Origin of the sequence: Pedobacter flavus, from assembly GCF_036324285.1 — a bacterium.
GTDB classification, from domain to species: Bacteria; Bacteroidota; Bacteroidia; order Sphingobacteriales; family Sphingobacteriaceae; genus Pedobacter; species Pedobacter flavus.
Genome location: NZ_JAZDQU010000002.1, coordinates 1,038,676 through 1,061,465 on the forward strand (window position 1 = coordinate 1,038,676; position 22,790 = coordinate 1,061,465).

General features: G+C 32.3%; 20 protein-coding genes. 8 read left to right on the forward strand and 12 right to left on the reverse strand.

Annotated features, from left to right (window positions below):
* Positions 1-123: 123 nt before the first annotated feature.
* On the reverse strand, positions 124-1,053 hold the full coding sequence (locus VRU49_RS10795; protein WP_330146794.1) for a fasciclin domain-containing protein: 930 nt from the start codon (positions 1,051-1,053) through the stop codon (positions 124-126).
* 179 nt (positions 1,054-1,232) lie between these two features.
* Here VRU49_RS10795 and VRU49_RS10800 point away from each other — a divergent pair, with 179 nt between their 5' ends.
* Entirely contained in the window at positions 1,233-1,841 is a 609-nt protein-coding gene (locus VRU49_RS10800; protein ID WP_330146795.1) for a MarR family winged helix-turn-helix transcriptional regulator, read from the forward strand.
* 55 nt (positions 1,842-1,896) lie between these two features.
* Here the strand turns inward: VRU49_RS10800 and VRU49_RS10805 are convergent, their stop codons facing one another.
* Positions 1,897-2,571 carry an arylesterase gene (locus tag VRU49_RS10805; protein WP_330146796.1) on the reverse strand — a complete coding sequence of 225 codons (675 nt, stop codon included), beginning with the start codon at positions 2,569-2,571 and terminating at the stop codon, positions 1,897-1,899.
* A 133-nt stretch (positions 2,572-2,704) separates the two neighbouring features.
* Between VRU49_RS10805 and VRU49_RS10810 the strand changes: the two genes are divergently transcribed.
* From VRU49_RS10810 to VRU49_RS10820, 3 genes are all read left to right on the forward strand, one after another.
* A complete protein-coding gene (locus VRU49_RS10810; RefSeq protein ID WP_330146797.1) occupies positions 2,705-3,385 on the forward strand; it encodes an ABC transporter ATP-binding protein in 681 nt (226 codons plus the stop codon).
* Positions 3,369-5,906 carry an ABC transporter permease gene (locus tag VRU49_RS10815; protein WP_330146798.1) on the forward strand — a complete coding sequence of 846 codons (2,538 nt, stop codon included), beginning with the start codon at positions 3,369-3,371 and terminating at the stop codon, positions 5,904-5,906. Before VRU49_RS10810 ends, VRU49_RS10815 begins: the two co-directional genes overlap by 17 nt.
* 91 nt (positions 5,907-5,997) lie before the next feature.
* Complete coding sequence (locus tag VRU49_RS10820) at positions 5,998-8,412, forward strand: TonB-dependent receptor domain-containing protein (RefSeq protein WP_330146799.1); 2,415 nt, start codon at positions 5,998-6,000, stop codon at positions 8,410-8,412.
* Positions 8,413-8,510: 98 nt separating this feature from the next.
* On the opposite strand, the gene VRU49_RS10825 is transcribed toward VRU49_RS10820, so the two are convergent.
* Positions 8,511-9,644, reverse strand: a complete 1,134-nt coding sequence (locus VRU49_RS10825; RefSeq protein ID WP_330146800.1) for a serine hydrolase domain-containing protein — start codon at positions 9,642-9,644, stop codon at positions 8,511-8,513.
* Positions 9,645-9,886: 242 nt separating this feature from the next.
* Here VRU49_RS10825 and VRU49_RS10830 point away from each other — a divergent pair, with 242 nt between their 5' ends.
* Complete coding sequence (locus VRU49_RS10830) at positions 9,887-10,573, forward strand: MarC family protein (protein WP_330146801.1); 687 nt, start codon at positions 9,887-9,889, stop codon at positions 10,571-10,573.
* Positions 10,574-10,620: 47 nt separating this feature from the next.
* Here VRU49_RS10830 and VRU49_RS10835 read toward each other — a convergent pair whose 3' ends face one another.
* The 6 genes from VRU49_RS10835 to VRU49_RS10860 form a co-directional block, all read right to left on the reverse strand.
* Positions 10,621-12,048 (reverse strand): alanine/glycine:cation symporter family protein, encoded by a 1,428-nt coding sequence (locus VRU49_RS10835; RefSeq protein WP_330146802.1) that lies wholly within the window; start codon positions 12,046-12,048, stop codon positions 10,621-10,623.
* Between the two features lie 254 nt (positions 12,049-12,302).
* Positions 12,303-15,470 carry an efflux RND transporter permease subunit gene (locus tag VRU49_RS10840; protein WP_330146803.1) on the reverse strand — a complete coding sequence of 1,056 codons (3,168 nt, stop codon included), beginning with the start codon at positions 15,468-15,470 and terminating at the stop codon, positions 12,303-12,305.
* Positions 15,471-15,562: 92 nt separating this feature from the next.
* Positions 15,563-16,630, reverse strand: a complete 1,068-nt coding sequence (locus tag VRU49_RS10845) for an efflux RND transporter periplasmic adaptor subunit (protein ID WP_330146804.1) — start codon at positions 16,628-16,630, stop codon at positions 15,563-15,565.
* A gap of 40 nt (positions 16,631-16,670) precedes the next feature.
* Positions 16,671-18,041 (reverse strand): TolC family protein, encoded by a 1,371-nt coding sequence (locus VRU49_RS10850; RefSeq protein WP_330146805.1) that lies wholly within the window; start codon positions 18,039-18,041, stop codon positions 16,671-16,673.
* Complete coding sequence (locus VRU49_RS10855) at positions 18,038-18,640, reverse strand: TetR/AcrR family transcriptional regulator (protein ID WP_330146806.1); 603 nt, start codon at positions 18,638-18,640, stop codon at positions 18,038-18,040. The genes VRU49_RS10850 and VRU49_RS10855 overlap by 4 nt, the downstream gene beginning before the upstream one ends.
* A complete protein-coding gene (locus tag VRU49_RS10860; RefSeq protein ID WP_330146807.1) occupies positions 18,618-19,235 on the reverse strand; it encodes a TetR/AcrR family transcriptional regulator in 618 nt (205 codons plus the stop codon). The genes VRU49_RS10855 and VRU49_RS10860 overlap by 23 nt, the downstream gene beginning before the upstream one ends.
* Before the next feature lie 221 nt (positions 19,236-19,456).
* Between VRU49_RS10860 and VRU49_RS10865 the strand changes: the two genes are divergently transcribed.
* Positions 19,457-20,104 (forward strand): DsbA family oxidoreductase, encoded by a 648-nt coding sequence (locus VRU49_RS10865; protein WP_330146808.1) that lies wholly within the window; start codon positions 19,457-19,459, stop codon positions 20,102-20,104.
* 8 nt (positions 20,105-20,112) lie between these two features.
* Here VRU49_RS10865 and VRU49_RS10870 read toward each other — a convergent pair whose 3' ends face one another.
* A complete protein-coding gene (locus VRU49_RS10870; RefSeq protein ID WP_330146809.1) occupies positions 20,113-20,670 on the reverse strand; it encodes an FUSC family protein in 558 nt (185 codons plus the stop codon).
* A 157-nt stretch (positions 20,671-20,827) separates the two neighbouring features.
* Here VRU49_RS10870 and VRU49_RS10875 point away from each other — a divergent pair, with 157 nt between their 5' ends.
* Positions 20,828-21,208 carry a DoxX family membrane protein gene (locus VRU49_RS10875; RefSeq protein ID WP_330146810.1) on the forward strand — a complete coding sequence of 127 codons (381 nt, stop codon included), beginning with the start codon at positions 20,828-20,830 and terminating at the stop codon, positions 21,206-21,208.
* A 59-nt stretch (positions 21,209-21,267) separates the two neighbouring features.
* Here the strand turns inward: VRU49_RS10875 and VRU49_RS10880 are convergent, their stop codons facing one another.
* Positions 21,268-21,738, reverse strand: coding sequence for a Dps family protein (locus tag VRU49_RS10880; RefSeq protein WP_330146811.1), 471 nt, complete (start codon positions 21,736-21,738; stop codon positions 21,268-21,270).
* Positions 21,739-21,869: 131 nt separating this feature from the next.
* On the opposite strand from VRU49_RS10880, the gene VRU49_RS10885 reads away from it, so the two are divergent.
* Entirely contained in the window at positions 21,870-22,181 is a 312-nt protein-coding gene (locus tag VRU49_RS10885) for a phosphoribosylpyrophosphate synthetase (protein ID WP_330146812.1), read from the forward strand.
* A gap of 2 nt (positions 22,182-22,183) precedes the next feature.
* Here the strand turns inward: VRU49_RS10885 and VRU49_RS10890 are convergent, their stop codons facing one another.
* Complete coding sequence (locus VRU49_RS10890; RefSeq protein WP_330146813.1) at positions 22,184-22,765, reverse strand: YceI family protein; 582 nt, start codon at positions 22,763-22,765, stop codon at positions 22,184-22,186.
* Positions 22,766-22,790 lie beyond the last annotated feature (25 nt).

Genomic DNA, 22,790 nt, shown 5'->3' on the forward strand with positions numbered 1-22,790 from the left:
AAACCCTTACTATCCCTCACGCGAATCTTCTAGAGAAATTGATCTTAAAAAACCCACCACTTGTAATTTTTATTTATACAATGTGGTGGGCAAGAAAAATTAGAGAATCAATTAACTTTAAAACTAATTATTAGGTAGTAAAACTTGATCTATTACATGGATTACACCGTTGGTTGTTATGGTATTTACAGCAGTAATATTTGATGCTGATGTATTGTTTGCACCTTTAACTTTTGCACCACCTGCTAATGTAACCGTAACTGTTCCTCCATTTAATGTTGCTGGAGCTACACCTTCTGTTAAGTCGCTCGATAAAACACGGCCACTAACCACGTGGTAAGTAAGAATTTTAGTTAAAACAGCTGGATCTGCCGCCTGAATTGCTGCAATATTAGCAAAACCAGCGTTGATGAATGCTTGATTTGTTGGCGCAAATACAGTGAATGGTCCAGTACCAGAAAGAACTTGTGCAACGTTAGTGCTTCCTTCACTTGCTCTTAATACCGCAGCAACTAAAAAGGTGAAATTAGCATCGGCTTGTGCCGCTTGTACGATGTTGCCTACTGGTGGCATTAATACTTTGTTAATTACATGAATAACACCGTTGCTAGCCGAAATGTCAGCACTAATTACACTCGCTCCGTTAACAAATACACCTGAAGTCTTTTTAGCTACAAAAAGATCAACATTACTTACTGTTTTTACAGCACTGTTTGTTGATGATGTAATGGCTGATGAAGCTACACTTTGACCTAATACATGGTATTGCAATATGCTTCTTACTGTTGCAACTGGTAAGGCTTTAATTTTTGCCTCAGTGTCTAATCCTGCTGCAATAAAGGCCGCATTATTTGGCGCAAATACAGTAAATGTTCCAGTACCCGATAAAGTACTACCTAAATCAGCATGTACTACTGCTGCTTCTAATAACGAAAAGTCGTTATTGTTTACTACAATGTCTACGATAGTGTTGCTACTAGCCATCGACTCATCTTTTTTACATGCCGTAAAAACAAGGGAGGTTAAAACAACAGCAATCGTTGTTTTATTCATAATTCTAGAAATAAAATTTTTCATATAATTTATAGTTTTTTTGTACAAAACTATACCAAATAGCATACCAAAAAGTATAATATTGCACTATTTAAGTGCAAATAATTTCTTTTATTTAACAAAATAGTGTATTTTTATACTATTAAACCGACATAGGTTTTAAAATATTTACAAAAAAAATGTATTATAAACTTATTCAAGAGCTCGTAGATTTAGTTGAATTATATGAGCAAGATGATAAAAAAGGACAACCAGATGTGACTTTATTTGTACAATGGGCACATAAAAGACTAGAGCTTTCCAATGACAACAATGCTGTAGAGCCAAATTGGCAGGGTAAAGAATTAGGCCGCTCTCCTGAAAGTGTAATCAATACTTCATTAGTACATTTATATAGGTATGCCAAGTTATTGGCGAAAGATGCGATAGCTGGTTCGGAGTTTTCTACACCAGATGATTTTATTTATTTGATTTGTCTGGTTGCAAATGGCAGCTTGACAAAAACTGCGTTGATAAAATTAAACGTTCATGAAAAATCGGCAGGTATGCAAATCATAAACCGATTAATTGCTCATGGTTTGGTAGAACAAGAAACTACAGAAACCGATAAAAGAAATAGAATGATACATATTACACAAAAAGGCAGAGCAGTTTTGGAAGAACGTATGGATAGAATAAGAGCGGCTTCAAGTAATGTGTCTGAACCTTTATCGCATCAAGAAAAAATGCAATTGATTAGTTTATTGAGCAAGTTGGAGAGTTTTCACGAAGTGAAAAATGGAATATAATTGTACTAAATCAATTATATAAACTGTTCAACCCAACGATCTTTTTAAATATTTTCTATAAATTTTCAACCAAAATTGGCCATAAATTTTCGGCTATAATTTTATGTCCTTCTGCTGTCGGGTGAATGCCATCACCTTGATTTAATTTTCTATCGCCAGCTACACCTTCTAGCAAAAATGGCATAAACGACATGCTATTTTTTGTGGCTATTTTTGGGAAAATTTGTTCAAAAGCCTTTGCATAATCTGCCCCCATATTTGGCGGCACCATCATTCCTGTTAAAATAATTCGGGCATTAGGATATTTTGCTTTTACTTTATCTGTAATAAATTGTAAGTTCCTAGATGTTTCTTCAACAGGAATACCTCTTAATCCATCATTAGCACCCAATTCAAGTACAAAAACGTCAATTTTTTGTTTTAAAATCCAGTCAATTCGCCCCTTTCCTCCTGCTGTAGTTTCTCCACTTACACCCGCATTTACTACTTTATAAGGTAGATTTAAATGGTCTATTTTTTGCTGAATTAAAGATGGAAATGCTTGGGCTGGATCTTCCAATCCATAACCCGCAGTAAGACTATCACCAAAAAATAAAATCGTATTTTTATTTTCCGCATTTTTAACCATAGCATTGGTACCTCCAGTACTTTGTTTAGTTGTTTTCGGATCACTACAACTCTGTAAAACTAGAACTAAAATTAATGACGATATATAGCTTAAAGACTTCATTTTTATTTAGAATAAATTGAACACCACAAAGGTATTTATGTAAGTGTATATTTTAAACATAATAATGACATATAAATCCCATTAATTCCCTTACTTTAGAGATTATGACATTAAACTTATAGACAAACTTACTTTGGAAATACTAAAAATTAAAAATCTCAGCAAGACTTTCTCCAGTGAGGGTAAGTCTTTAAAAGTTTTAGACAACATTAGTTTTACGGTCGAAAAAGGTGCCTCAGTGGCTTTAGTTGGTCCATCTGGCAGCGGAAAAACTACTTTATTAGGTTTGTGTGCAGGATTAGATAGAACCAGTACTGGCGAAGTTTACCTCAACAACGAACTTATCAATCATCTTTCTGAAGACGATAGAGCCGCGATTAGAAATCAACATGTAGGTTTTATTTTCCAAAATTTCCAATTATTGCCCACCCTTACGGCAATAGAAAATGTTATGGTACCACTAGAGTTACGTGGCGAAAAAAACAGCAAAGCTACCGCTGAAGCTCTATTAGAAAAAGTAGGCTTAAATAATCGCGCTGATCATTATCCATCTCAATTATCAGGTGGAGAACAACAAAGAATTGCAATTGCAAGAGCATTTTCTAATAATCCATCTATTTTATTTGCCGATGAGCCAACGGGAAATTTAGATAGTGAAACGAGTGAAAAAATTGTTAAGCTCTTGTTCGATTTAAACAAAGAAGCAGGTACAACGCTAATTATGGTGACACACGATTTAGAATTGGCCGCAAAAACACAAAGAATTATACGCATTAAAGGAGGTAATTTAATTTCTGATGAAAAAACGGCTTAATTTACCTTGGCTTTTTAAAATGGCTTGGCGCGATAGTAGAAGAAATCGCTCTAAGTTAATGCTGTTTATTTCATCTATTATTTTAGGTATCTCCGCATTAGTGGCAATTTATACTTTCGGAGTCAACCTAAATAAAGATATAGACCAGCAAGCCGCCACGCTTTTAGGGGCAGATTTAGAAATTGCTGGCAATAAAAAACCAACCGAAAAAGTTCAACAATTAATTGATTCTATTGGTGGAGAGCGATCGGAAGAGCAAAATTTCCCTTCTATGGCTATGTTTATGAGCAATGGAGGTACCCGATTGGTTCAGGTTAGGGCATTATCAGGAAATTTCCCCTATTATGGAAGTATAGAAACTATTCCAGCCGCAGCAGGTATTTCTTTTAGAAATGCACAAGACGCATTGGTAGATAAAAGTTTATTATTACAGTTTAATACTAAAGTTGGTGATAGTATTAAAATTGGTGATATAACCTTTAAAATCGCTGGCTCTATTACTAAAGCACCCGGACAAACAGGATTTGCAGCATCAGTTGCTCCAGTAGTTTATATTCCTTTAGCCTATTTGGAAGCAACCGGATTGGTTAAAGTTGGAAGTAGGATAAACTATAAGTATTATTTCAAATTAAAAGAGTCTGTAAATGTAGAAGCACTTGCAAAAGCTATTGATGGAACCTTAGATAAGGACGATTTTAGATATGAAACAATAGCTTCTCAGAAAGAAGATACGGGTAGATCTTTTGCCAACTTAACCAATTTTCTTTCATTAGTGGGCTTTATTGCCTTATTATTAGGATGTATTGGCGTAGCAAGCGCTATTCATATTTATATTCGCGAAAAATTAGCATCTATTGCTGTTTTACGCTGTTTGGGGACTACAAGTAAGCAGGCATTTATAATTTTTCTGATCCAAATTACTGGAATTGGATTTATTGGATCGTTAATTGGCGCTGGTTTAGGTACATTAATTCAGCAATTATTACCTGTAGTTTTTAAAGATTTTTTACCTATAGAAATTTCATCAGAAATATCCTATCTATCCATATTTCAAGGTATTTCTGTTGGTGTTCTAATTTCTATTCTATTCGCGCTATTGCCATTGGTTAATATTCGCAAAGTATCCCCTTTAAATACTTTGAGAAATGTTGCCGATTTAGATCAAAATAAGTTCGATTGGGTGGCATTCTGGATCTATACGCTAATTGTAGTATTTATATATACGTTTACCTGGATTCAGATTGGCTCAGCTTTACAAGCTTTAATTTTTACCATCGGTATTTTTATCGCATTCTTACTGCTTTTTGCAATGGCAAAATTACTGATGTTTTTAACCAAAAAATTAATTCCATCGAAATGGGGCTATTTATGGCGACAAGGTTTCGCTAATTTATACAGACCTAATAATCAAACCATTATATTAATAATTTCAGTAGGATTAGGCACTTTATTTATTAGTTTATTGTTCTTAATACAGTCTACGTTACTAAGTAGAATTCAGTTATCAAGTAGTTCTAATCAGCCAAATATGGTACTATTTGATATTCAAACTGCTCAAAAAGAAGAAGTAGCTAAATTGGTTAAAGAAGAAGGATTTCCTGTGATACAAGAAGTACCAATTGTGACACTTAAGCTAGATGAAATTAATGGAAAAACACAGGCAGAATTGAAGAACGATTCTACTAACAAGATTCCTAGAAGAACTTTTAGCAGAGAGTTTAGAGTAACTTATAGATCCGAATTAACGGATGCAGAAAGCATTAGATCGGGTAAATGGGTTGGCGAAGCCAGTGGCGATGGACCAATTCCAATTTCTATTGAAGGTGATTATGCCAAAAGTCTTTCACTTAAATTAGGTGATGAACTTTTATTCAATGTTCAGGGCGTTCCTATGCTTACCAAAATTACAAGCTTTAGAAATGTGGAATGGGGAAGAATTCAAACTAATTTCTTGGTGGTTTTCCCTAAAAATTCATTGGAAAATGCACCCCAGTTTCATGTATTGTTAACTAAAACGGAAGTTGGAAAAGATGCTGCTCAATTACAAACTAAGGTGGTAAGCAAATTCCCAAATATTTCTATTGTTGATTTAGGTTTAGTTCTTCTAGTGTTAGACGATATTCTTGATAAAATTGGGTTTATAGTACAGTTTATGGGTGGTTTTAGCATAGCAACCGGCTTAGTGGTTTTAGTAGCTTCTGTTATGATAAGTAAATACCAGCGAATTAAAGAAAGTGTATTACTTAGAACATTAGGTGCCAGCAGAAAACAAATATTAATGATAACTGGATTAGAATATTTCTTTTTAGGAAGTTTAGCCGCAGCATCCGGAATAATATTATCCCTAATTGGAGGTTGGGCATTGGCAGTTTATAGCTTTAAAGCACCGTTTATTATCGATTGGATTTCGATTTTAAGTTTATTTGGTATTGTAACGGCTTTAACCATTTTAATTGGATTATTTAATAGCAGAGGAATAATTAGTAAACCACCTTTAGAAATTTTAAGGGGCAATTATTGATAATTCGTCACTTTTTTTAGCTTATTCATCACATTTTTAATTTTAAGGTGAGTTTTATTTAAAATTTTGGATAGTAAAAACAACTATCTATATGAAAAAAATTTTAATAAAACTCACTTTTCTATTTCTCGGAATCACCTTTTCCCAATTACTCTACGCTCAAAATAAATCTAAATTAAGTGGCACTTTAATAGATTCTGCGACGCTATCTCCTATCCCCTTCGGAACATTAAAATTATTAAACCCGGAGAAGAATGTAGTTAAAGTAGCAGCAAGTAACGAAAAAGGTGAATTCTTAATAAACGATATACCACTCGGAAAGTACGCTTTAAATATTATGTCTCTTGATCATGAATTAAAAGTGCTGAACTTAAATTTTGAATCTTCCGCAATAATGCTAGGTTTAGTTTCACTAAAATCAAAATCTACGGTTATAAAAGAGGTTGAATTTGTTGCTCAAAAGAAAATAGTAACTAAGGATGCTGATAAACTGGTTTATGATATTCAAGCTGATCCAGAAAGCAAAAGTTTAGATGCATTAACCATTATGAATAAGGTGCCTTATTTATCGGTTGATGGAAATGATCAATTACAATTAAAAGGTAAAACAGAGTTCAAAATATTTGTAAATGGCAGGCCTTCTAGTATGATGGAGAGAGACTATAAAAACATCCTTAAATCTATGCCCTCTGCCAACATCAGCAAAATTGAAGTAATTACCAATCCTTCTTCTAAATACGATGCCGAAGGTATTGATGGAATTATAAATATTGTTACCAACAAGCGAGTTCTAGATGGTTACTCTGGAAATTTAAGCTCAGGTACTTCCTTCCCTAATGGTACACCAAGATTAGGATTGTCATTAACTACAAAAAATTCAAAATTTGGATTCAGCGCAAATGGATCTTATAGTTATAATAATAGTCCATACATTTCCAGTTTTAACACTTTATCTAATCGTGTAAATCAACAAACGCTTAATCAGAATGGTTTAAGTAAATCGAGCAGCAAAAATGGCTATATCTATACCGAAGTAAGTTATGAATTAGATTCTTTGCAGTTATTTACAGCTTCATTAAGTTGGAATAAAAATGCTGGAACTAATAATAATGAACAATTATCCGTTTTAAATGATCAACAAAACATCCTACAACGTTATTTATTGTTAAACGATGGTACAACCAAAGGTCACGGAAATGACTTTTCAGTAAATTATCAACTTGGCTTTAAAAACAACAAAAAGAAATTACTTACGTTCAGTTACAATTATTACGACTATGCCAATTCCTTAAATTCTTATCAAAATTTAAGTCAAGTTATTAATTTCAATCAGCCTAATTACCGACAAAACAATCTAGGTACAGTTGATAGTCATACTGCTCAATTAGATTTTATACAACCTATTAACAAATTAAATTTTGAAGCGGGTGTAAAAGCTACTTACAGAGCAAACAAAGGCGATTATGTTTACGATTATTTTGATATAATTACTCAAAATTATATTATAGACGCTTCCAGAACTAACATTTACACAAATGACCAACTAATTCTCGGAGCTTATAATTCACTTTCCTATAAATTTAAAAAGGTGAGTTTAAGAGGTGGATTAAGGTTAGAAAATACTATTGAAAATGCTGAGTTTATATCTACAAAAACAAATGTTGAACAAAATTATTGGAGCTTATTACCAAACATTGGAGTATCTATTAATCTAACTGACAATAAAAGTTTAAGTACCAATTTTACTCAACGTATTAACCGAGCAGGAATTAATAAACTAAATCCATTTGTAGATCGTTCAAATCCTAACTTTGAGAAAGCTGGAAATCCAAATTTATATGCTCCAAGAGTAAATACCTTAAATTTAGAATACAGCTATTTTAATAAATTAAATGCTTCAGTTGGCCTACAATTTAATCAAGCTAAAGGAATGTTTATTCCTGTAGACACCTTTGATCCTGTTACACAAATTACCAGATCTACGTTCGAAAATATGGGCAAAATGAAAGGTATTGGATTAAATTATTATTTAAGTTATCCAATTACTAAAAAATGGAATTTTAGCTCAAATGGTGGTGGCGAATATATTGATGTAAATACGCAAGTAGGTGGGAAATTCGAAAATATTGATATTTATATGGGGAGATTTAATTTAAATACGGCCTATTCTATTAAAAATAATTGGCGCGTAAATGCATCATTTAATTTCAATAGTGCCACTCCAAATACGCTGCAATCTAGAAATGTATCTTATTCTGCATCAAGTTTTGGATCATCAATAGATCTTGCTAAAAATAAAATATCCTTAAGTGCATCTGTTAATAATCCATTTAACAAATACAGAGATAATTATTCTGAAATAAACAACCAACAGGTTTTCCAAATTAATAGTCAACAAATCTATTTCAGAAGAGTAAATTTTAGCGCCAATTATAAATTCGGACAGCTAAAAGGTGGAATAAAGAAAAACCAAAGAAACATTAGAAATGATGATTTTTCTAACTAAATCACCCATTTAATTTTAAAGAAGGTTTAACAAAATAGTATTTGTTAAACCTTCTTTTTTTAAACTAATAATAGTCCAGACTAAATAAGCTCAAGCAATTATTTTATTATAGTGTCGTATAAATAACGGATGGCTTTAGTAGTAATTTCAATTTGTCCATCCTTACTTTTTCCATCGCTACCATTCGTTAAAACAACGAAACCAAATTTCTCCTTAGAATTAAAAAACATTGAGCTATATAATCCATATGCAGAACCTGTATGGCCTACCATTTTCTTCCCAGTGATAAGTTGTTCGGTATTCAAAAGTGCCAATCCATAATTTTCATCTTTAGAAAGAGGCTTTTGCATTTCAAGGGAACTTTTTTTAGAAATAATTCGCTGAGTAGAAGACTTCCCAAAATTCATGTGCATTTGCATATAAACAGCTAAATCGCTTGCTGAAATTTTCATTCCGCCAGTTGGCGAAAAAATAGGAGTAGTATAACCTAAAACATGATTACTTATTTCTGCTGCTCGAGAAGGATAAGCATTTCCTTCTTCAAATTTATTTAATTCTCTGTTCCATGTATAAAGCTTTACAAATTTTTGGCGATCGAGAAGATCTACATCGTAACCACCATAAATTTTTAACGGATCCAGAATATTTTCTTTGATATAGGTGTCGTATCGTTTACCCGAATAACGCTCCACAACTGCACCTACCATATTATAGTTCAAATTACAATATTGATAAGCGGTACCTGGTTCATATTTATTAAAGTTCTTCTCGTATTGATTATTCTTTGCTGGATTAATGCTGTCAAAATTAAAATAACCCTGACTATCATTAAGACTAGAAGTATGAGAAAGTACCATTCTTAAGGTTATTACTTTATCTGGAAAATTTGGATTGCGAACTTTAAATCCGATTAAATCGCTGAAATCGCTATCTAAACCAAACTTCCCTTGTTCTATTAACTGCATAATAGCAGTTGCCGCGAAAGATTTTGAAATAGATGCAATTCTAAAAATGTCGGTATTATTTACTGGAATATTCTGTTCTATATCTTTTAATCCTAACGATTGACTATAAACCAACTTATAGCCCTTTATTACTGCTACCGACATACCCACTCCATTGTGCGCTTTCATGATTTTTTCTAATCCAGCAGCAATTTCATCCTTGCTTTGAGCATTTACAAGTACACCAAAAGAAGTAAGCAGAAATAATAAAATTAGATATTTTCTCATAAGATTATGTTTATTTAGATGCTAAAATTAAGCTTTAAAATTTAATTTATGCTTAAATAATGTCCAACGTTTGTGTTTATTTTTTATAAAATGTATCTTATAGAAAATAGTGTAAATGTGAAATCTAACATTATATTTGAATTTACAACTACTGTAGCTGGGTTGTATTGGTTTAATATAGGCTACAAAAGTTTCAAGATTTTAAATCATTTAAATAATTCACATTTTAAAAAAGGATTATCGTGCAAATAGATTACCATGCTTTTCTAAACTTAGTTTTCATAGGCTTCTTCGCTATTTTTCCAGTAGTTAACCCTATTGGAGGAGGATTTTTAATGAGTCCGTTTTTTGAAAATTTAAACAGAAAAGAACGACGAATTGCTGTAAGAAAAGTGGCCTTTAATGCCTTTTTAGTTTGTGTTGTATCTCTCTTTGCGGGACAATGGATTTTAAATTTATTTGGAATTTCTATTCCAATTGTTCAATTGGCGGGTGGAATGATGATTTGTAAAATGGGATGGGAATTTCTTACTGCAGATGACAAACCAAAAAAAACAGGGAATGAATTAGATAAAGAAGTGTCTGGAAAAACAAAAACCTCTGCCCTACACGATATTTCAGGTAAATTATTTTATCCGATTACATTTCCTGCAACAACTGGTGCTGGAACTATTTCGGTATTATTTACTTTAAGTGCACATGGCGCAAGTTTTGGAAGTACAGCCTATTACATTAACACAGGGGCTATTTTAGTTTCAATTATAGCAATCTGTCTTATGATTTACTTTCTTTATTTCAATACACGTGCGATCATAAAATTTTTAGGTGCTGGAGGAGAAAATATTGTTAACAGAATTTCTGCATTTTTAATATTTTGTGTTGGATTACAAATTGGTGTTACAGGCTTAAAATCATTATTTAACTTATAAAAAAACAGCACCTAAAAAAGTGCTGTAAAAAAATATTTAACCTCTAATTATTTATTTTCGTCCCAAATTTCTGCATGCTTAATACCTAAAGCTTTTGGACTAAACACAGGATCTTTACCTGCTTTTTTCTGATCTTTATAATCTTTCCAGACCTTTAAAGCAGGTTTACTCAATAGTATGATCGCAATTAAATTTAACCAAGCCATCATGCCTACACCAATATCACCAAATGTCCATGCTAACTCGGCTGTTTTTACAGATCCATAAAATACTGTCCCTAAAAATACCAATCGCAATAAATTCTTTACCATTACATTTTCCTTATTCAATAAATAAGTTAAGTTGGTTTCTGCCATATAATAATAAGCCATGATGGTAGTAAAGGCAAAAAAGAATAAAGAAACCGCTACAAATCCGCTACCAATTGCAGGAAAATGCGATGCGACAGCAAATTGAGTGTATTCAGCACCAATAATAGCGCCTGGAATTTGTTCTACAATAAATCCACCTTCCGGATTTATAACATTATACTGTCCAGTAAAAAGTATCATTAACCCAGTTGCAGTACATACAAACAAAGTATCTATATAAACTGAAAATGCTTGTACTAAACCTTGTTTAGCAGGATGACTTACCTCGGCTGCCGCAGCGGCGTGTGGTGCAGTACCTTGTCCAGCTTCATTTGAATAAACCCCTCTTTTAATCCCCCAAGCAATTGCTGAACCAAATACGCCGGCAAATGCAGGTTCTAAATTAAATGCAGACTTAATAATTAATTCAAAAACAGCTGGTATTTCTTTAATATTTAATCCTATAATAATTAGAGCCATTAAAATATAGGCTCCAGCCATAAAAGGAACAACTATTTCGGCTACTCTTCCAATTCTTTTTACCCCACCAAATATGATTAATCCTAATAATAAACATATCCCAATTCCAGTGTATGCTACAGGTATTTTAAACGCATTATCCATACTAATAGCAATGCTATTACTTTGTACTCCTGGCATAAAAATAGCCGTACTTAAAATGGTTGCAATACAAAAAAGTACGGCATACCATTTTATTCCTAATCCTTTTTCAATATAATAAGCTGGTCCGCCTCTATACTCACCATTTTTAAGTTGCTTATAAACCTGACCTAATGTAGCCTCAATAAATGCAGAAGCACTGCCTAAAAATGCAATCACCCACATCCAGAATAATGCCCCTGGTCCGCCCATTGCTATTGCAGTAGCTACCCCAGCTATATTTCCTGTACCAATTCTTCCTGAAATAGCAATTGCAAAAGCTTGAAATGAGCTTACCCCTTTATCCGAACTTTTACCATCAAAAAGCAATCTCCACATATCTTTGATATACCTAATTTGTAAAAATCCAGTAGCTATGGAAAAATAAACTCCCGTTACCAGACATAATCCAATTAGTGCATTGCTCCAAATAATATCATTAATTCCCTTAATTATACTTTCCATTTATATTGTTTTTGATTCAACAAAGAAAACAATTTTTTTATAAGAGATAGCATTGATGATGAGTAGAATTGGCAAAACAAACTAAATATTTACATACCGATAGAGCTAAACATCTATTATTCAAACGCTTAATCATAAACAATAATTTTCAATATATTTTTAATTGAAAACTCTGGAAAGGAAGGTTAGATTTTCCTCAAAAACAAAAAAGCCCGATCAAAACTTGAACGGGCTAGATATATTTTAAAATAGAATTAATGCTTTAAATCATATTCATGAACATCTATGTGATCATAATCTTCTACCATTAATTCTTCAATTGATTTTTCTGCTTTCTTTCCACCAAACTTATTGATTAGTTTATCGAATATTTGGTAAATAACAGGTACAATAATTAATGTTAGGAATAATGAACTTATTAAACCTCCAATAATTACCCAAGCTAAACCATTTTTCCATTCAGCTCCTGCACCCGATGCAATTGCAATGGGAAGCATACCAAACACCATGGCAATAGTAGTCATTAAAATTGGTCTTAAACGAGCCTGGTTAGCTAAAATTAATGCTTCCACTGTAGATTTACCCTCAGCTTTCATTTGATTGGTAAAATCGACAAGTATAATCGCATTCTTTGCCACCAAACCAATTAACATAATTACCCCTAAAATGGTAAATATATTTAATGAGTTGTTGGTTAATCCTAAGGCTAATAAAGCTCCAATTATAGATAAAGGTATCGAGAACATTACCACAAATGGATACACAAAGTTATCGTATAAGGCAACCATAATTAAGTAAACCAACACAATAGAAGCTAATAACGCAACACCTAAAGTACCAAAACCTTCACTTTGGTTTTCCATATCACCGGCCCAAACATAACTAATACCGTTTGCAGGTGGCATTTGATCCAATTTAGATTGAAAATCAGCTACAATTGTACCTGTAGGTCTTCCTACAGATTGTGCTTGAATAGATACAGCTGTACTTTTATCCCTTCTGTATAATTTACTCGGACCTGATGCTTCTTCCACTTTTGCAAATTGTTTCAATTGCACTTGTTGTCCGGCATTGTTTACAAAAATTAAATTTCTTACATCTTCTAAGTTCTTACGATTAAAAGTCTGATAGCGAATATTAATGTCGTACTCGTACTCCCCTTGTCTAAATTTACCATCGGTATTACCGTTAAAAGCAGTTTGCATAGTTCCACCCACGGTTTGTAAATTTAATCCTAGAGCCGTCATTTTATCTCTATCTACCTGAACCATAATCTCAGGATTTCCTGCTTCCAACGACAACTTAGTTTCTGTAGCACCCGGAATTTTCATTAATTCTAAACGTGCTTTTTCTGCATAATCCAATACTGAATCTAAATCAGAACCCGTAATAATTAACTCAATTGGAGCACGCTCAGCAGTTCCTAAAATACTTACAGGAATAGTTTTAATTTTAGCACCCACTAATAGTTTCTTTAACTCCATCCCTACTTTTGCAGCATAAACAGTTGCATCGTCCTCACGTTTCTTCTTTTCAACCAATTTCACGGTAATTTCTGAAGCATATGCAGATGCTAAACTTCCACCCATACCTTCACTTGATTGACCTACAGAAGTAATTAAAGAAACAATTTCTGGTTTTGTACTTAAATACTCTTCTGCCTTAGTGGTCATTTGATTGGTTTGTTCTATTGACGCATCTTTAGGTAATTCTATTTGCACAATAAACTCACCTCTATCACTTTTAGGGAAAAACTCCGCACCTATATAACCTGCACCTAATAAATAAAATGAAGCAATTAACAATCCAAAAGTTACGCCCAATGTAGTTTTCTTATGACCTAATGACCAAACTAAAACACTGGTTACCCATTTGGTAAAACGACCTAACATTCTTTCAAAACCAAGAATAAATCTTCCTACAAAAGAATCACCGGTTATGCGTTCTAATTTTCCAAATCTCGAAGAAAGTAAGGGCACAATAGTAAATGATGCTAATAATGATAACATTGTCGAAATAATTACCACCACACAAAACTCTCTTAGGATATCGGATACTAAACCTGTACTAATTGCAATTGGGAAGAAAACCACCACAATTACCAAGGTAATTGAAGTAACTGTGCCCCCTATTTCCTTAGTTGCATCAAAAGCAGCTCTCACCTTATTCTTACCCATCTCCATGTGTCTATAGATATTCTCCAATACCACAATCGCATCATCCACAAGAATACCTACCACCAATGATAAACCTAGTAAAGACATTAAGTTTAACGAGAAACCTAATAAATTCATTCCTATAAACGTTGCAATTAATGCCGCTGGAATGGCAACCATTACAATTACCGCATTTCTTATACTATGTAAGAAGAAAAGCATTACGATTGCTACCAATACGATCGCTAATACTAAGTCGAAAATTACAGCATTTGCTGATTCTAATGTATAAACAGAACTATCGTTAGCTATTTTAACTTTCAGTCCGTTCGCTGCATATTGTTTCTCAATCTCACCTACAATTTTATGAACACCCTCACTAACTTTTACTGCATTTGCATCTGACTGTTTTAAAACTTGTAAAGCAATAGAAGCTGTACGATCTACACGCGAAATTTTTTCTACATCCTTTTGAGTATCTTGTACATCGGCGATATCAGACAATCTGATTTGAGCACCACCATTTCCAGTACCTACTACTAAGTTTCTTAATTCTTGTACAGTTCTATATTTACCCGCTAAACGAATTAAAATATCTTGATTTTCAGTTTTAACACTTCCAGTCGGGAAATCTAAGTTAGAACTAAGAATATTTTGTTGAACCTGTAAAAGCGATAAACCATAACCTTCTAGTTTATTCGCATCAATACCTACTTGGATTTCACGTTCCTGACCACCCACTAAATTTACTTGAGCAACACCTTGTACCCTAGAAATCATCGGCGAAATACGTTTATCCATTAAATCGTAAAACTCCGCATCGTCCATTTGGGCGGTTGCAGACATGGTAATAATCGGTAAATCGTCTAATGAAAACTTATTCAAAGCTGGCGATTGAACATCATCTGGCAAATTACCTAAGATGGCATTTACTTTCCTTTGCGCATCGTTTAGGGCTAAATCTACATCAGCTCCAGAATTTAATGTAATCGTAACAACCGATAAACTTTCATAAGAATTTGCATCTATCTTTTTTATATTTTCAAGTGAAGAAACTGCATCTTCAATTTCCTTGGTTACTGTATTCTCTACCTCACTTGGCGAAGCTCCTGGGTAAACTGCACTTACAGAAACTACAGCTGGAGAGAATTTTGGTAGCAACTCATAATTAAGGGAAAAGTAACTTAACAATCCCAATAATGTGAGTACGGTGAAAGCAACAACAACTAAGGTTGGTCGCTTTATGGATACTTCTGTTATTTTCATCAGTATATTTTTTTATCTTTTTTTAAGCTGTAAGTCCCCAAAAGAATTCACAACTCTTATTATGTTGTTTTATTTAACAGATTGGTTAAAAATTATTTCGTTAATGGTGCAACTTTAGTTCCGTCAACCAAATTAATTTGTCCACTCGTAATTACCACTTCACCTTCTTTTAGACCGTCTAAAATCTCTACCATATCACCAACCACTCTTCCAGAAACAACTTTACGTTCTCTAGCCGTATTTCCATTTTCTAAAATGTAAACTTTATTACTGCTAACACTACCAATAAATGCTGTTCTAGGAACAGTAATTGAAGCTGCTTGTGCTGGGAATTCAAAAACTGCAGTACCGTACATTCCTGCTTTTAATTTATTCTGAGGATTAGAATATAATTCGATCTCTACTGGGAAGTTTAAAGTATTGTCTGCTTGTGGAGCAATGAAACTAATTTTTCCATTGAATTTCTCACCAGGAAATACACTTGTTAAAATATCTACTTTATTTCCAACTTTTAATTGAGCTACTTGAGATTCGTTAACGGTAACTCCTAATTTTAATTTAGAAACATCAACAATTTCAAATAATTGATTTCCTGGAGAAACATAAGCACCTTGCTCAATAAATTTTTTATTAACAATTCCGTTAAATGGCGCCTTAACGTTTGCATCACCAATTTTAACTTTAGCCTGTTTTAATCTTGCTGCAGCATTTTTTGCATTTAGGCGAGCCTGATCTAATTGTTGTTGAGTAACGCCACCTGTTGCATAAGAACTTTCGTATCTAGCTAAATCTCTCTCAGCATTGGTTAATGCATCTTGAGCTGTTTGTACATCTACAGATAAAATATTAGTCTCAATACTAGCAATTAATTGTCCTTTACTAACTCTTGAACCTTCTTCAACATAGATTTTGGTAATTCTACCAGAATTTTCTGCATTAAAGGTAATGCGTTGATTGGCAATAAAATTTCCGTTAACACTAAAATTCATATCAACAACATTTTTAGAAATAACAGCAGTTCTTACTACCACATCTCCTTTAGAACCTTCGGCAACAACCGCAGTTTTAGCTTCGTTCTCTTTTTTGTTTTTTGATAATACCCATCCAATTAATGCAAGTACAGCAACAACTGAAACGATTGATATAATAATTTTTTTCATTTTTATGAGTTATTTTGATTGGTATTTGCTACCTGTTGTTTTAGTTTAGTAATGATTTAATTGTTCCGTTCGATTTTTCTAGCTGAATTTCTGCTAGCTTATAATTTAAAATAGCTTGAGAATAACTGTTTTGAGCCGATGTTCTAGCAGTTTCTGCATCCAAAAGATCAGTTAAAGTAGCCAATCCATTTTTATAATTATTCTGAGTACTTGTATAAACCTCCTCAGCCAATTTTACGTTCGCTAATTGAGCATTTAAAGTATTTAAACTGTTTTTTATCTGGATTTTTGCATTTTCATTAGCTAAATTCAATGAAAGTGAGTTATCTCTAATATCTTCATCCAGTTGCTTTAAATCAATTTCGGCTTGTTTTATTCTAGCACGAGTTGCGCCTCCATTAAAAATAGGGATTTTTAGTGACAAACCTATGCTTCCCATATCATACCAAAATGCATCACTACTTCTATTGAAAAGATTGAACTTATTGCTCATTCCGTTATAAGAATAGTTACCTACTAAACCTAAAGTTGGATAATATTCTGCCACATAAGCTTTCTTTTGATAATTTAAAAGCTCCTTTTGTTTTAGTAAAAGTTTAAATTCTACACGTCCAGCTAAATTTACTGAATCAGCCAATTTAATAGCTAAATTGCTTTCAATATCCTTTAATTCTGCATTCGGAATAGAAACTACTGTTGAAATAGGCATACCGATTATGTATTTCAACATATTTTCTTGTTGAGTTACCGCATTAATTAATTGATCGCGTTGGGTACGTAGATTAGTTAAATTAACTCTTACCCTATCTAAATCAATACGCTTAGCTAAACCGTTTTTATATTGATCTGCTACCGTTTTTTCTACCTGTGAAACCGAAGAAATATTAGCATCTATAACGCCAATTTGTTGACGAGTTACTAAAACTTGATAATAAGCAGTAGCTGCTTGTAGAATTACCGCCTCTTCCGTTAATTCGGCACTTAAATTATAAAAAGACTCACTTGCTTTAGCAGCCTGCAACCCCGTAAACACCTGTTGATTAAACAATTGCTGACTTAAAGCAACCCCTGCACTCGCATTAAAAGTTGTTCCACTTTCAATTGCAACAACTTGTCCAGGTTTACCAAAAGCATCTCCAGGTAATACAAATTGTGGTTTAATAAACTGATCTGTTAAAGTTCCATTACCTGTAATTTGAGGCAAAGCTTGTGCACGAACTTCCTTTGTTTTATATCTACCGCCTTCAATATCCAACTTTGCTTTTCGCAAATTGGTATTATTCTCTACTGCATATTTTAAGGCATCTTTAAAAGTTAGGGTTAACTCTTGCGAAAATGCAACTTTTGTAGTAGAAGCGATTAAAATGGTTATCAATACTCTTTTTATAGAGCTTTGTATTGAAATTTTCATCCTGCTTTTTTTATATATTTATTAATAAGTTCTTTTCCTTGTTGATTGGTTATTCCATGTAAATAGAAATTGGTTAACGTAATTAGAATATCCTTTGTATGCCAACCGGCTGATAAAAAAGTGTTGTTTGTAAACGAATTCTCTATCAATCCTAATCTAATTAATGCTACTTCCTCTAAATCTAATTCAGCTCTATAAACGCCACTTTCTTTTCCTCTTCTTAAATTAGATTTTATTTTCTCAGACAATATTTCCGCTTTATACTTTGCAATTTTTTCCATTAATTCTGGATACGATTTCTCTATTTCAAGAAAAAATGAAAGCTTAATGAGCTGAACTTGATTTCCCATATTATACATCTGAGAATAAACCTCCTCTACTACGTCCGTAGATTTATCAGTTATTGCATTCATCGAAATCGCACTTTCCTTCAGTAATTCTTCAACTACAGAATGAACAATGGCATTCTTATTTTTATAGTATTTATAAATCGTCTTTTTCGATATTCCCAAATTTTTAGAAATATCTTCCATAGTGATATTTTTAATACCATAGGTATAGAACAATTGTCTAGATTTATTTAATATCTTTTGCTCCATAATTTTGATTGGTAATTCCTTTGATAAAAATTTCACATAAATGTTTCTGCTTCTGATAAAGTTTTTCAAAAGCATCTTGATCTGGAAAAACACATTTTTGCAAATGCAAAAACAATCTTAATCCCATTAAAGAGTCTAAAAATAAATCCGCAATTATATTGGAATCCTTAATTACTAATTTACCTTCTTTTTTTGCAATTTCTAGAACATTTGTAATCAGTTCCTCTTCCTTCACTCGTAGATCCTGAACCAAGGCCATTAATTTCTCATCTTTTAATGGCTCATTATCCATTTCACCCAAATGCAACATGAAATACTTTTTCATGAAAGTATATCTGTAATCAATTAAGGAAGTCATTGCCGCTGCATAATCCATTTTCTTGTCGAAAATGCTTTTAACATAAGCCAAATACTCTCCAATGATTTTTTCTGCTACCGCAAAAATAATGGCAGACTTATCTGGGAAATAATAGTATAAAGAAGGCTTAGACATAGCAAGATCATCCGCTATTTCGTTCATTGTGGTTTTATTTATACCATAATGAGAAAATCTACGTAATGCGCCTGCTATTATTTGTTCACGTTTCTTATCCATTATTAAATTTTACTTTCTGACTTTTCGATTAATAAAGTCAAAATTACAAATAATATTCCAGACTCATAATTTTCATAAATAAAATTTCTCAAATTACTTAAGTATGACACGGAAAGTTTATTTAAAGCAATAATGTTAATCCTATTAAGATAATGCTGATATTCTTATTTAATTTAGTCGCATTATTAAATTTATAAATGTGATTAATAATGGATAAAAAAATGAAAATTGAAATATGGAGCGATATAATGTGTCCATTTTGCTATATTGGAAAAAGAAAATTTGAAGCAGCTTTAGATCAATTTCCAGAAAAAGACCAATTGGAAATAGAGTGGAAAAGCTATCAATTATCTCCAAATATGGCTACAGATCCTTCTAAAAACATGCATGAATTCCTTGCTGCTCATAAAAACATATCAGTTGAACAAGCCAAAGCCATGAACGATCAAGTTTCTGATTATGCTAAATCAGTAAATTTAGAATATAAAATGGACAAAGCTATTCCAGCCAATTCATTTAAAGCGCATAGGTTATTACATCTTGCTAAAAAACATGGTGTACAAAATGAAATGGAAGAATTTATATTTAGTGCCTATTTTACTGAAGGATTAAATATAGACGACAACCAAGTTCTGCTTAAATTGGCCGAAAAAGCAAAAATTCCAACCGAAGAAACGCTGAAAGTTCTAGAAGGCAATGAATTTGCGGAAAATGTTAGATTAGACATTTATGAAGCTCAGCAAATTGGCGTAAATGGGGTTCCATTTTTTGTTTTCAATAATAAATACGCCTTTTCTGGAGCACAAGATTCATTGTATATGCTAGAAGTTATAGAAAAATCATTTTCTGAATGGAAAAACGATAATTAGTTTATCTATTACTTGGTATCAAAATTTTTGAGTCTAGAAAAATCAGATTTATCTGAATTTAAGTCCAAATAGAAAATATCCTTCTTTCTGAAATGAAAAATAATGGTAATTAAAATACCTACAAAACAACCTGAGAATACAGCAATTAATCGCTCTATAGGTGTATTAAAGGATTGAATAGCATCTTGAGGCATGGTGATAATGATGGCTGCTACTAATGCAGATCTTATAGAAGCGTCTAACTTACAAACATAACCTATAGCTAGGGTGGTAGTGATCACCAAAATTACCACCCAAATATCCATCATCTGAGGCATTAGCGTAAGAAATATTAATCCTACTCCACCTCCCAATATATTCGCCATAATTCTATTGAAGGCGAGTGTAAGAGAATCAGTCCCATCTGGCGACAAAATTAATAACATAGATAATAAACACCAGATGGTATCATGATATGTTAATCCTTCAATTATGCCGGTTAATGTCAAAATAACTAGAGTTCCGACGGCACATTTTGTAGCATAAACTAAAAAATCTTTAATTCTTCTTTTTGTATTAATGGTCATGAATATAAAAAATTGATAACCAAGAATATAAATAAAAAAAATGACATTAACAATTATATTTGATTATTCTTAATCTTTATAAAAAATCAATAAATTGGTAAATAAAATTTAATTTTTTAATAATAGACATCCACATACATAAAATCAAAATTACATTATGAAATCTAAATTTATTTTTATCGCAAGTCTGCTTTTTGGGTTGGTATTTATTAATTCTGGACTAAATAAATTCTTTAATTATATGCCTATGCCGGCAGATTTACCTGAAAAGATGGTTAAGCTAAATGCAGCATTTGTAGAAATTGGATGGTTATTACCATTAGTAGCAATCGTTGAAATTATTGCTGGTTTGTTATTTATTTTTACAAAAACTAGAGCTTTAGCAGCTGTTATGATTTTTCCAATTATGGTAGGTGTAATGCTAATTCATACGCTACAAGCACCGGAAGGATTATTAATTGCTTCGATATTATTTTTAATAAATATTTGGGTTTTATACGAAAACAGAGGAAAATACAAAGGATTAATAAATGAATAACTTATAAAAAAAGCAGGATCACTCCTGCTTTTTTTATATTAGTTACAAAATATAATAACCTATAGATGAGCTCTTAACATCCATGCCATTTTTTCATGCGCCTTTAATAATCCTGTTAAGAAATCATTCGTTCCTTCATCCTTTAAATCCTCTCCTACTTTATCTAACTGCTCTCTAATATGAATAATAATAGATTCATGATCCTCTAACAAGATTTTCATAAAAGTAGCGCTATCTGTTTTAGAATTAGACTTTTCAGACAAATGAGTAAGTTCCAAAAACTCAGTTAAACTGCCAACAGCATAATGACCAATTGTCCTAATTCGCTCTGCCAACTCATCAATTATAGTTTCAATTTGCTTATACTGGTCTTCAAAAAAGTTATGCATCGTTAAAAAATCCTTTCCTTCTATATTCCAGTGAGCTTTCCTGGTTTTTATATAAAGGATATGCTCATCCGCAAGGAGAACATTTAACACTTTAGATACTTCTAATAAATTTTTAGGAGTAATACCAATTGATGTTTTCATATTCGTTATAAATTAAAATTTTATTAACAATTAGAACAATTTAGCACAATAAATCACTAACTTAGAATATGTTTGACCTTCAAGATTAAGCTTATTTAAGTTATTTTTTTATTAAATTTTATAAATATCTTATGGAACCAATGACTACAGTTTCTGAAATACTAAACAAATTAAAATCAGAAGGTTATACTGAAGATTTTAATTTAAAAGAACATTGTTTAGAATGTCAATCCAACTATATCAATTTATTTCCTGGTGAGTTTAAAGTCGATAGAAGCTTTAGGTTTGAAGGCCCTACAGATCCTGCAGACGAAGCCATAATTTATGCTATTTCATCAGAAAAGCACCAATTAAAAGGTACATTAATTAACGGTTATGGTGTTTACAGTGATAGTTTAGTAGATGAAATGGTTAAAGCTCTAAATAGCACACATCCAGAATAACCTTAGTTAGATTTTATAAACTCTCCATCCGCCTTTATCATTACTTCTTCACTTAACATAGTTGAAGGAAATGTTGGTCCAATTCCAAAATCCGAACGTTTTAATGTTCCTTTAAGTTGAAATCCAGCAATTCTTGCCTTTGATTGAGGTGTATTATTCGTTATTGTTCCTCTATACCACAATTCCATAGTTACTGATTTGGTAATGCCATGCATAGTTAAATTACCCGTTACCTGGTATTTATCCTTTGATATCATTTTAATGCCTTCACTTTTGAAAGTAATTGTAGGAAATTTAGCAACGTCAAAAAAATCTGCACTTTTTAAGTGATCATCGCGCATGGTAATCCCAGTATTTATGGATGATGCCTCTGCGTTTAATTCAATAACCGCATCACTAAAATCAGATTTTTCAGATTTTATAGTTACCATAAACCTAGTAAAAGCTCCATCAACAGTAGAAATACCTAAATGGGTTATTCCAAATCCCAATCTAGAATGCATAGGATCTACTTTCCAAGTAGTTTGAGCAAATGATGTTGTTGAAACAAAGATAATGGCCAATAGAAAAAGGAATCTTTTCATAATATATTTGTTTAATAATGATAAT